The sequence below is a fragment of the Pseudomonas sp. P179 genome (assembly GCF_000478485.2).
GTDB lineage: Bacteria > Pseudomonadota > Gammaproteobacteria > Pseudomonadales > Pseudomonadaceae > Pseudomonas > Pseudomonas aeruginosa.
The window spans coordinates 1,673,490-1,684,979 of record NZ_KI517354.1 but is presented as its reverse complement, the minus strand read 5'-3'; the positions used below and the strand labels follow the sequence as shown (position 1 = coordinate 1,684,979).

Annotated in this window: 8 protein-coding genes; 1 reads left to right on the top strand and 7 read right to left on the bottom strand. The window is 65.6% G+C overall.

Going from position 1 to position 11,490, the window contains the following annotated elements; translation table 11 throughout:
* Positions 1-381: 381 nt before the first annotated feature.
* Entirely contained in the window at positions 382-1,827 is a 1,446-nt protein-coding gene (locus HMPREF1224_RS20400; RefSeq protein WP_010793338.1) for a mannose-1-phosphate guanylyltransferase/mannose-6-phosphate isomerase, read from the bottom strand.
* Positions 1,828-1,955: 128 nt separating this feature from the next.
* Between HMPREF1224_RS20400 and HMPREF1224_RS20395 the strand changes: the two genes are divergently transcribed.
* Entirely contained in the window at positions 1,956-3,260 is a 1,305-nt protein-coding gene (locus HMPREF1224_RS20395) for an IS1380-like element ISPa33 family transposase (RefSeq protein ID WP_010793081.1), read from the top strand.
* Between the two features lie 328 nt (positions 3,261-3,588).
* Here HMPREF1224_RS20395 and algF read toward each other — a convergent pair whose 3' ends face one another.
* From algF to algG, 6 genes are all read right to left on the bottom strand, one after another.
* Entirely contained in the window at positions 3,589-4,239 is a 651-nt protein-coding gene (gene algF / locus HMPREF1224_RS20390) for an alginate O-acetyltransferase AlgF (RefSeq protein ID WP_003092112.1), read from the bottom strand.
* Between the two features lie 72 nt (positions 4,240-4,311).
* Entirely contained in the window at positions 4,312-5,487 is a 1,176-nt protein-coding gene (gene algJ, locus HMPREF1224_RS20385) for an alginate O-acetyltransferase (RefSeq protein WP_003092111.1), read from the bottom strand.
* Positions 5,488-5,501: 14 nt separating this feature from the next.
* Complete coding sequence (locus HMPREF1224_RS20380) at positions 5,502-7,064, bottom strand: MBOAT family O-acyltransferase (protein ID WP_010793337.1); 1,563 nt, start codon at positions 7,062-7,064, stop codon at positions 5,502-5,504.
* Positions 7,065-7,305: 241 nt separating this feature from the next.
* A complete protein-coding gene (algL, locus tag HMPREF1224_RS20375; protein ID WP_003092108.1) occupies positions 7,306-8,409 on the bottom strand; it encodes an alginate biosynthesis protein AlgL in 1,104 nt (367 codons plus the stop codon).
* A gap of 3 nt (positions 8,410-8,412) precedes the next feature.
* Positions 8,413-9,837 carry an alginate biosynthesis protein AlgX gene (algX, locus tag HMPREF1224_RS20370; protein ID WP_003162733.1) on the bottom strand — a complete coding sequence of 475 codons (1,425 nt, stop codon included), beginning with the start codon at positions 9,835-9,837 and terminating at the stop codon, positions 8,413-8,415.
* Between the two features lie 12 nt (positions 9,838-9,849).
* Positions 9,850-11,481, bottom strand: a complete 1,632-nt coding sequence (algG, locus tag HMPREF1224_RS20365) for a mannuronan 5-epimerase AlgG (RefSeq protein ID WP_003110465.1) — start codon at positions 11,479-11,481, stop codon at positions 9,850-9,852.
* Positions 11,482-11,490 lie beyond the last annotated feature (9 nt).

Genomic DNA, 11,490 nt, shown 5'->3' with positions numbered 1-11,490 from the left:
AAGCCTCGGTACTGGGAGGGCGGTACGAAGAGGTTATTTATATGTCGCTGAATGCTGCCTGAACGTTTGTTAAGACTCGCTTAACAACGGCTGAATGAAGACTGAACGAACTCGAAGAAACTGGAGGATAAAGCCGGAAGCCTCGTTTTCAGGGGCTTGCAGGGTTGGTTGGAAAGGATCTCGGGTGTTTTCTGAGTGGCTTTTATTAATAACCCGAGTCCTGTTTCTTTAAGGGTTCATTAATACTTGATGTCCGCTCCCCGTGAATATTCCGGAAACTTCATGGAAACATGGGGAGGGCCAGGGAAAGTCAATCCCGTAGGTTGTCGGAAAAAAACAGCCCCCTGGCGGATCGCTCCGCCAGGGGGCCGGGTCGACGCTTCAGCGGCTGCCGGCGACCACTTGCAGGGCCGGTTCTGCGGTGCGCCCGTAGACGTCTTCCAGGCGCTCGATGTCGTCCTCGCCGAGGTAGCTGCCGGACTGCACCTCGATGATCTCCAGCGGGATCTTGCCGGGGTTGGCCAGGCGGTGCACGGAGGCGATCGGGATGTAGGTCGACTGGTTCTCGGTGAGCAGGAAGGTCTTGTCGTCGCAGGTCACCTGGGCGGTCCCGGAAACCACGATCCAGTGCTCGGCGCGGTGGTGGTGCATCTGCAGCGAGAGGCGCGCGCCGGGCTTCACGGTGATGTGCTTGACCTGGAAGCGGCCGCCCATGTCCACCGAGTCGTAGGAGCCCCACGGACGGTAGACCTCGCAGTGGTTCTGGGTCTCGCTGCGGCCCTGGGCGTCGAGGTCCTTGACCACGTGCTTGACGTCCTGCACCCGGTCCTTGTGGACGATCATCATGGCGTCCTTGGTTTCCACCACCACGATGTCCTCCAGGCCGATCACCGAGACCAGCTTGCCGTTGCCGTGCACCAGGCAGTTGTGGCTGTCGTGGACCAGCACGTCGCCCTTGGTGACGTTGCCGTTGGCGTCCTTGGCGTGCACGTCCCAGATCGACGACCAGCTGCCGACATCGTTCCAGCCGGCGGACAGCGGCACCACGCAGGCGCGTGAGGTCTTCTCCATCACCGCGTAGTCGATGGAGTTGTCCGGGCAGCATTCGAAGGTGGCGGCGTCGATGTTCACCAGGTCGCCGTCGTGCTGGCTGCGCTCCAGGGCCAGCAGGCAGGTGTCGTAGATGTCGGCGTCGTGCTTCTTCAGTTCTTCCAGGTAGCGGCTGGCGCGGAACAGGAACATGCCGCTGTTCCAGTAGTAGCCGCCGGCGGCGACGAACTCGCGGGCGCGGGCTTCGTCGGGCTTCTCGACGAAGCTCTGCACCCGGCTGACGCCTTCCGGCAGTTGCGCATCGGCGCTCGCGCGGATGTAGCCGTAGCCGGTCTCGGGGCGGCTGGCGGGAATGCCGAAGAGCACCATCTCGCCCTTTTCGGCGGCGTTGGTGGCCAGCGCCAGGGCCTGCTGGAAGGCGCGCTGGTCCTCGATCACGTGGTCGGCGGGAAGGATCAGCAGCAGTTCGTCGCGGCCTTCGGCGACCAGTTTCATCGCGGCGATGGCCACCGCCGGCGCCGTGTTGCGGCCGAAGGGTTCGAGGAGGATCGCCTGGCTCGCCAGGTTCTGCGCCTCCAGCTGTTCCTGGACGATGAAGCGGTGCTCCTTGTTGCACACCAGCAGCGGCGCCTGCATGCCGTCGAAGGCCAGGCGCTTGATGGTCTGCTGGAACAGGGTGTCGTCGCCGGTAAGGGCGAGGAACTGCTTGGGGTACTGCTTGCGGGAAAGAGGCCAGAGTCGCGAGCCGCTGCCACCGGAAAGGATTACTGGGATCATGTTGTTTCTCCTTGAAGCGATGCGTCTGTCTAGCCCGGATTTCTCATGACCGCATAAACAAAAACGGCTGAAAGCCTTATGATTCTTGTCGCCAAACAAAGCCCCATAAGTCTTCAGCCGCGCACAAAATGCTACCAGAAAAACTCCACTTTTCACCCCTCTCTCGCCGCCTCGTCGAGGCCTCTTTCACCGGTGGTCACATCACCTCGGATGCGGGCTTGTTGCTGCTGCGCGAGGTCGACCGGCAACATGGCTTGACCCGCCGCCTGGCCAAAATCGTTCCCGATCGGCGTGATCCTGGGCGTGTCCAGCATGGACTGCAGACACTGCTCGCCCAGCGTATCTATGCACTGGCCGCCGGCTACGAGGATCTCAACGATCATGACGGCCTGCGCCATGACTACGCGCTGCAGACTGCGGTCAACCGCCTGCAACCGCTGGCCGGCAAATCCACTCTGGGGCGCCTGGAACAGCAAGCCGATCGCGAAACGGTGGTGCAAGCCCATCGCCTGCTGTGGGAGCACTTCATCGCCCAGCATGACCAGGCGCCGGCTGAGATCGTGCTCGACTTCGATGCGACCGATGTGCCGGTGCATGGTGATCAGGAAGGGCGCTTCTTCCATGGCTATTACGACCATTACTGCTTCCTGCCGCTCTATGTGTTCTGTGGTCGCCATCTGCTGGTGAGCTATTTGCGCCCGAGCAACATCGATGGCGCCCGACACAGTTGGGCCATCCTGGCACTGCTGGTCAAGTTCATTCGCCGCTTCTGGCCAGAGACCCGCATCGTGTTCCGCGGTGACGGCGGTTTTTGCCGACATCGCATGCTCGACTGGTGTGACCGCAAGCAGGTGGATTATGTGGTGGGTCTGGCCCGCAACACCCGCCTGCAGCGGATGGCGGCGCCGGCCATGCAAGCTGTCGCCGAGGCCTACCAAGAAACCGGGCAGAAGATGTCCGGCGTGTATCGCTTCCTCTATCAGGCCGGTAGTTGGCGTAGGCGCCGCCTGGTCGTGTCGCGCCTGGAACATGGCGAGCAGGGTGCCAATCCACGCTTCATCGTCGTGTCCCGCTTTGCCGAGGATGCTGCCCAGCAGTACTACGAAGACTACTGCGGCCGTGGCGACATGGAGAATCGGATCAAGGACCAACAGTTGGATCTGTTCGCCGACCGCACCTCCAGCCCACGCTGGTGGACCAACCAGTGGCGGCTGATGCTGTCGGCCTTTGCCTATGTGCTGTTCGAACGGCTACGCGATCATCTCCAGGGCACCGCATTGGCGCGCATGAGCATCCATAACCTGCGCTTGAAACTGCTCAAGATCGGTGCGGTGATCATTCGCAACAGCCGGCGCATCCGCGTGCTGATCAGCGAGGCCTATCCGCATCAGGAACTCTTTGCGGGGCTGGTTGCCCGCCTCAAGCCGACCTGAACAGGCGGGCGCCCCCGGCCCGGCTCAATGGGGGAAAGGGGGCAGTGCGCCCCATACGCGGGAATTGAATAAAAAACGATCAATTTTTAGCGGTGGAAGGCAGGTTGTTGATACACCGAGGCTTCACCGGCCACGCCTGCCGGCCTCATGAGAAATCCGGGCTAGGGATCCCGCCGCGCGGCGGGATATCTCGTTACCGGGCTCCACGGAGCCCCGGGTGACCTCTCCAGTGCGCTCCTTCTGCGGGAGCGCTGACGGTTGGTGCGCCGGTGTCGGGCCGGTCTTGTTGTGTGGAATGCCGGGAGGGGCGAGCCCCTCCCGGTCGGTCTCAGTCCGCCTTCACCGGGCGCTTGACCCAGACCGGCGCGAGCTTGCCGCCGCTGCCGGTGACGTACAGGCAGACCACCTCGCCGCGGGCCAGGGTGACCGGCTTCAGGTCGCTGACCTTCTTGCTGCCGTCGAACAGCGCCAGGTTCACCTTCACCGGGTTGATCTCGCGGTCGCCGTGGCTTTGCGGGCCGACGTCCTTGACCACGTCGGTCTTGCCGTCGGCGGTCTTCAGGGTCAGCTTCGAGCCGCTGAGGTTCTGCACCCGCACCAGCGCCTTCTGCTTGTTCTTGAACGGCGGCTCGGCCACCAGCTGCGGCTTGCCGCCGGGCTGGCTGACCAGGGTGTAGTAGCTGTCCGGGTCGAGCTTGACCGGCAGGCTCTGCTGGCCGACCTGGGCGGTGTAGCTGCCGGGAGGGAGGAACTTGAAGTCGCTGGAACCGAGCGGCGCGACGTCGTTCAGGCTGGTGCTGCCGACCGACACGTCGAGTTCGCTGTTGCCGGCGTTGTAGGCGCGGACGAAGGCCGAGCCCTTGGGTGCCTGGGGCCCGTACAGGGCGCCCTCGTCGGCCTGCGCGGCGAATGCGGCGACGCCGAGGGAAAGTGCGCAGGCCAGGCGGGTCCAGGTGTGGCGGCGGGTCATCGGGTTCATGGGTATTCCTCCGTTGCTTCTTCTTCAGCGGGGCGCTCGGCCCCGTGGGTAAACAGCCTTGGCTGTGTTCGTTCAATCGTTGCGGCTGGCGGCCAGGCGCTCGTCGCGGCCGCCACTGGCCTTCAGCTGGGCGACCCAGTCGGCGTCGAACTGGCTGAGGTCGCTGGCCATCGGCAGGTAGCGCTCGGGAAACTCCCAGACCAGCAGTTGCGGCGGGTCCTTGCGGAAGCCTTCGTCCTGCAGCAGTTCCAGCATCGGTTCGAGGGGGCCCTTGCCTTCCTTCGCGTAATTGATCAGGTCGGCGGACAGCGCCTGTTTCAGCGCGCCCTCGAAGTTCCACCTGGGGTTGGCGCTGTAGCTGGTGCCGACCAGCGCCAGGCGCGGTTGCTGGCTATCGCCGAAGAGGTCGTCGCCCGCGCCGGACTGCTGGCCGCCCGGCAGTGCCGGCGCGGCTTCGGTGGTGCGTTGCTGCAACTGCTCCGGACGCGGCAGCAGTTCGTCGAACAGCGGGTCGAGCGGCAGGAAGCTGAGCAGGTCGCCCTTGTGCGTGCGTTCTTCGCCGACGCGGGTGACGAAGTTCTGCGCCGGCACATCCAGCAGGTGCGTCTCGCGGATCTCCGCGCCGAGGCGCTGGGCCACGGTTTCCGCGCCGAGCGGCGACCAGTGGGTGTCGGTGCGCAGGAACACCGCGCCGTTGTCCTTGGCCTGGCGCAGGCTGCCGAGCAGGTCGGGACTGTCGATGCCGGCGGCGCGGGCGCGGGCCAGGAAGTCCTGGTAGAGGCTGTCGTGCAGCGCGGCCGGCTGCTCGCGGCCGATGTGCTCGGGATACAGGCGGGCCTTGGCCGGGATCACCGCGAGCACCAGCTTGACGCCGCGCCGGTTCAGCTCCCGCTGCACGCCGCGTACCAGTGCCCAGTTGTCTTCCAGTTGCTGGCCGCTCGGTGCCGGCTTGAACTCTTCGTCGGTGAACAGCCAGCCGTCCTTGCCGATCACCACGCCGGGGCGGCCTTCGTGGAACAGCGTGTAGTCGAGTGCGGCCCAGAGGTTGGTGCCCAGGCGCTTGATCGGGAATTCCTTGTCGTAGTGGGCTTCGAAGGCGTGCGCCAGCTTGCCGTTGAGCAGTGGCGTATCGGCCGCGGCGGAGAAGCCCGGCACGCTCTTCAGCGACCATCCGGCGAGCCCCAGCAGCAGCCCGCCGAAGGCGGCGATATAGGCGTATTGCAGGGGGCGGGAAATGCTCTGTGTCATGGCGTGGGCCTCGCTCAGAACTGGAAGTAGAGGAATGGCGAGTAGCTCTGCGCGGAGAGCTTCAGCACCGAGGCGGCGAACAGCAGGAGCAGCGCCAGGCGGGTGGCCAGGACGGGCAACTGGCTGAGCCAGCTCGGCTGGTAGACCAGCGCGCCGCTCGGCGAGTAGGCGATCGCCGCCGGGTCGCCGGCGGCCTCGCGCGGGGCACGCGGCTGGGCACTGGCCGGGCCGTCGGCGGCCACTTCGTCGCTGTTCGCCGCGGCCTTGGGCGCCTTGGTCTGCAATGGCTGGTTGTAGAACTGGCGCAGGCCGAAGAACGCCAGCACCAGGTAGGCCAGGACCAGGGTGCCGACCTGCAGGCCGGTGAGGTTGGCGCGGTTCAGTTCGGAGAGCTGCCAGGTGCCGAAGCTGAACATGGCTTCGTACATGCGCCAGGCGACCTGCAGGTTCTCGGCTCGGAAGATCACCCAGCCGATCACCACCAGGAGGAAGGTGAACGCCCACTTCAAAGGGTTGAGCACGCGCGGCGAGGCGTTCACTCCGAGGGCCCGCTCGATCGCCAGCCACATGCCGTGCCAGGCGCCCCAGATGATGTAGGTGAAGTTGGCGCCGTGCCACAGGCCGCCGAGGAGCATGGTCAGGAACAGGTTGCGGTAGGTCTGGAAGGTGCTGCCGCGGTTGCCGCCCAGGCTGATGTAGAGGTAGTCGCGCAGCCAGGTCGACAGGCTGATGTGCCAGCGCCGCCAGAACTCGGTGATCGACTGGCTGATGTAGGGCTGGTTGAAGTTCTCCATGAAGCGGAAGCCCATCATCAGGCCGAGGCCGATGGCCATGTCGCTGTAGCCGGAGAAGTCGAAGTAGAGCTGCGCGGTGTAGGCCAGGGCGCCGAGCCAGGCGTCGCCGGTGGTCGGGTTCTGCAGGGCGAAGCAGTGGTCGGCGAGGGCGGCCAGGGTGTCGGCGATGAACACCTTCTTGACGAAGCCCTGCATGAAGCGGGTGCAGCCTTCGGCGAACTTGTCGACGGTGTGGGTGCGGTGGTTGAACTGGTCGACCAGGTCCTTGAAGCGCAGCACCGGGCCGGCGATCAGGTGCGGGAAGATCGCGACGAAGGCGGCGAAGTCGATCAGGTTGTGGGTCGCCGGGGTATCGCCGCGGTAGACGTCGATGATGTAGCTGATCGACTCGAAGGTGTAGAAGGAGATGCCGATCGGCAGCAGGATGTGGGTCAGCACGAACGGCTGCATGCCGAACGAGGTGATGATCTCGTTGAGGCTGTCGACGCCGAAGTTGGCGTACTTGAAGTACCCGAGCACGCAGAGGTCGACCACCACGCCGAGGATCAGCCAGCGTTGCGCGGCCCTGGTGCGTACGCCGGCGGCGCCGATGCGCAGGCCGATCCAGTAGTTGAAGACGGTGACCCCGGCGAACAGCAGGAGGAAGTCCACCCGCCACCAGGCGTAGAACACGTAGCTGGCGATCAGCAGCAGCAGGTTCCGGTAACGTTCGCCGCTCAGGTAGTACAGGCCGAGAAAGACCGGCAGGAACAGGAACAGGAACACGTTTGAAGAAAAGACCATGCCGTCTCTCTCTCTAGAGCGTCAACCATTCAGGTCGGCCCTGCCTTTCCGCGCCCTGGAGCGCTCGAGGAAAGGCGGGACGACCCGCCGTTTTCCTCCCCGTGGTGTTGCCTAAGGTGTTGCGCCCGCCCGCGTCTGTCGCGCATGGGTCGGGGTGTGGCGCCTGGTGGGACGCCTGGTCGGCGAGCGGGGCAGAGGGGCGCGTGGCCCCCGGCCTGTGCGCCCGCTTCCCGCCACGCCCTCAACTTCCCCCTTCGCGGCTGAACACCCGCGTCACTTCGCCGCCGAGGCGGAAACTGTTGAACGGCTCGCGGTCCTTCTTCGCCTCGAGCATCTTCGGCTCGCAGCGGTAGAGGGCGCAGTAGGGCTCCAGCCAGGCGTACTTGTTGTCGACCTTGAGGTCGGTCATGTCCTGGTCCTCGCCGGTCTTCTCCTCGAAGGTTTCCTCGTCGTCGACTCCCTTCATCACCCGCTCGGCCAGGCGCTGCAGGGCGCCGTGGTTCTCCTGGCGCAGGTCGACGCCGTTGACCTGGGCGAACGCGGCGATCATCGCCAGCGGTGGCAGCGCATAGTTGTGGTAGGCGAGGGCGCGCTGGCGGCGCTTGAGTTCGTTGGGCAGGAAGCCCTGCTCGTCGACCTGGTTGGCGGCGACCTTGAACTCGCTCACCGCCCAGTCGAAGAGGTCGCGGCGGTTGGTCACCACCGCGGTGGACATCACCGACCAGGCCGCCCAGTAGGAATGGTTGTTGATCTTCTTCAGCGGCAGGCCGCTCCAGTCGCGGACTACCTGGGTGCCGAGCCGGGCGAACCAGTCCTCGATTTCCCGGCTCTGCTCGGCGTGGGCCGCGAGCGGCCGCGAGCTGGAGAACTTCAGGCGCATGTAGGCGCCGGAGAGGCTGCCCAGCGCCCATTTGCGCATGGACTTGCCGGTGTGGTTGAAGTCGTCGCTCTGCAGGGCGCCGGCGCGGGCCCAGGCGCTCATCCAGTTCAGTGCGCAGGCCAGGTCGCCGTCGCGGCCGCTGCGCATGTACTGGGTGACCAGCTTGGTGGCGCCGCGCTCCATGTCGGTGATGTCCTTGATCTGCGAGCGGAAGGTCTTCTCCGCCTTGACGTTGAGGGTCGCCCGCGCCGAATCGGAGCCTTCGTACTTGCTGGTGAAGACCAGGCTGCCGGTATACGGCGGCGGCACCGCGGGGCAACTGCCGGCGCTGCCCTTGCGCTCGCCGACCGCCGCGTAGTAGCCGGGCGGGGGTACCAGGTCGGCGGCCTGGCTGACCTGGCTGGCGAGCAATGCCGCGGCGAGGGCACCGGGCAGGGCGATACGGATCAGGTGGGACGTTTTCATCGTTTACCTCCCGGCCACCGACTGGCTGGCCTTGGCGGGCGCCGCCTGGCAGATGCTGGCCTGGACCTCCAGGCCCTGGGGCATGTCCTCCGGCGCTTCGATTTCCAGGGAAAGGAACTGCTGGTCGGCCCAGTCGCTGTCGTTGCGCAGCTGGAAGACGTAGCGGCCGCCGGTATCGACGGCTTTCGACTGCTCGATCTTCAACTGCTCGCGGCGGCCGTTCATGTACCAGATGGTGTTCTTCAACTCGTGTACCGAAGGGTCGCTGTAGGTCACGTCGGCGACGTAGCTGCCGCTGCGGATCGGTAGCGCGGCGCTGTTCAGCAGCACCTCGTTGCGGCCCTGGCGCAGCTTGACCTTGCGGCTGAGCACGGTCTTCCGGCCGGAGCAGCCGTTGTCCACCAGCGGCATGGCCTGGCGGTAGAAACTCTTCTGCGCCATGTCGTAGTGGGTGGCGAATTCCCAGATGAGGATCTTCGGCGGGTTCTTGTGGAATTCCTCGCTGGTCATGTACGCCAGCAGCGAACTGTCGAAGCCGCCGCCGGACACCGCGTTGTTGAGGATGTCGGCGCCGCTGAACTCCTCCAGGAAGCCGGCGAAGTTGTAGGCCGGGCCGCTGTTGGAGGTGCCGACCAGGGCGATCTGCGGGTTGCCGCCGTCGCCGAACAGGTCGCCGCTGTCGCTGGCGCCCACCGGCTCGGTCTCGAAGCGGTCGACGTACTGGGTGGCGTAGCTGTTGCCGCAGAGTTGCGCGGCGGCCTTGTGGAAGGTGCCGAGCTTGGACAGCAGGCCGACGCGCTTGCTTTCGAACTGCTTCTTCGGGATATCCTCGAAGCCGGGCACCTGTTTCAGCGTCTCGGCCACGATCTTCGCGCTGCGCCGGGCGCCATGGGGAGTCCAGTGGTGGTCGCCCTTGAAGTAGTAGGCATGCTCCTCCTTCTCGTCGAACAGCGGCGAGAAGTCCGGGGTCCAGATGCCGGCCTGGCGGAAGCGGGCGATGGTCGCCAGGTAGTTCTTCTTCGCCAGCTCGTAGTCGAAGCCGGCCTTTTCCGCCGGGCTGAGCTTCTCGCGGTTCACCAGGCCGCGGGTCGGCTGGTAGACCACCACCAGCTCGATGCCCTTGCGCTTGAGTTCGTCGCGCAGTGCGCGGAGTTCGCGCCAGCCTTCGGCGCTGGTGCCGAAGTCGGTACGCAGGTCGTAGGTGGTGCGGAACAGCCAGTCGTCCTGGGCCTGCACCAGGTGGGTGAAGAAGCCCAGGTACTTGGTGTTGTAGCGCGAGTCGTCGGCGGCGGCCGGGCACAGGTTGCCGGCCGGCAGCGCCTGGTAGCTCGGCGCCGCGCCGGGGTCGGCGGCGAGGGCTGCCTGGGCCAGGCAGAGGCCGGCGGCCAGGGCGCTCAGGCGAAACAGTCGGGAAGTGCGGGTTTTCATGCGTCTGGGTCCTCAGTCCTGGAGTTCGGCCTGGCTTTCCACGGGGTCGATCAGCACCGCCTTGTCCTGGCGCACCAGCAGGTCGAGGATCTGGTCCTGCTTCTCGCCGAGAACGCCGGGCAGGCTGATGCCGGAGGATTTGGTCGGGGCGAGCATCGCCACCCGGTACAGTTCGAGGCTCAGCGGCGAATCCACCGAGAGCGGGCCGGAGCCGTTGCCGGCGAGCTTGCCGCCGACCACGATCAGCGAGACCTTGGTGTCGAACGGGTCGAGGGCGATGTTGCGGTCGGTGTTGGTGAGGTCCTTGATGTGGCCGTACACGCCGATCAACTGGTTGCCCGCCGCGAGGTTCTCGTAGAGGCGGATGTTCACGCTGTTGCGCACGCGGATGCCGTGGCGGCGGTTGGCCAGGACCTGGTTGCCCCAGAGCAGGTTGTCGCCGCTCTCGTAGAGGGTGATGCCGTCGGAATGGTTGCGGTAGACCTCGTTGTAGGCCACCAGGTTGCCCTCGCTGTTACGGTCGAGGACGATCCCGGAAAGCTTGTTCTCGTAGCTGCGGTTGTTGAAGATGAAGCTGTCGTTGACTTCCCGCGAGACGATGATGCCGTGCTTCTTCCTGGTCCCGTGGACGGTGTTGTCGGCGATGATCAGGCGGTGCGAACGGTCGTGCGGGTCGATGCCGTAGACGATGTTGTCGCGGTAGGTGTTGCCCTTCACCACCAGGTCGTCGGCCTCGTAGCAATAGAAGCCGTACCAGCTGTCGACGATGGTCGAGTCGATCACCCAGCCCTTGGGGCGCGGGCGCTTCATCTGCTTGTCCATGCCCGGGCTGTACTGCGAGATGGAGATGCCGTAGGCCTTGGAGGCGTTATAGCCGAAGCTGGTGAAGGTGCTGTTGCTCAGGTACACCTCGGCGCCGCCCCAGGAGATCAGGAACGGACGGAACTCGTTGGGCGTCTTGAACCAGGCCGGCTCCTTCTTCGATTCGCTCCAGCCGGTGACCTTGCTGTCGCGGACGAACAGCATGCCGTCGTTGACCAGGAACGCGCCGCGCTCCTGGGACAGGCGCAGTTCCTTGACCTGCTTGTCGATGTCGAGGGTCGCGCCCTGGCTGACCACGATCGGCAGGCGGGCGACGAACACCCCCGGCTCGACCTGTTCCAGCGCGCTGGCGGGAAGCTTGCCGGCGAGCTGGGCGAGGTTCACGTAGCCGCCTTCGATGAAGATCGCCTGGGGCATCTGGCGCTGGCGCTTGACCCATTCGGCGAGGCGGTTGCTGCCACCGGTGAACTCCTTCAGCGGCTGCTGCTGGACCATCCGCTGCACGCTGGCGCGGCCACCCGGCTTGCGCACGATCTTGGCTTCCACCGCGGCGGCGGTGTAGCCGGAGAGGTCGGGCAGTTTCGGCGGGTCCAGGTGCAACGGTTCGGCCGGCGCGGTGGTCACCGTGTAGTTGCCGGTTTCCTTCAGGCCCTGGGTCAGGCCCGGCTCGTTGCCGGCCTGCGCCGGGACCGGCTGCGGTTTCTCCACCGGCTGCGCCGCCCACGCCTGGCCGTGCAGCAGCACCGCGCCGAGCACTGCCGCGGCCAGCGGGCGCAGGCGCGGGAGCCGGCGGCGGGGGATCGAAAGGGAAATGTCGGGCATGTCCGGTTT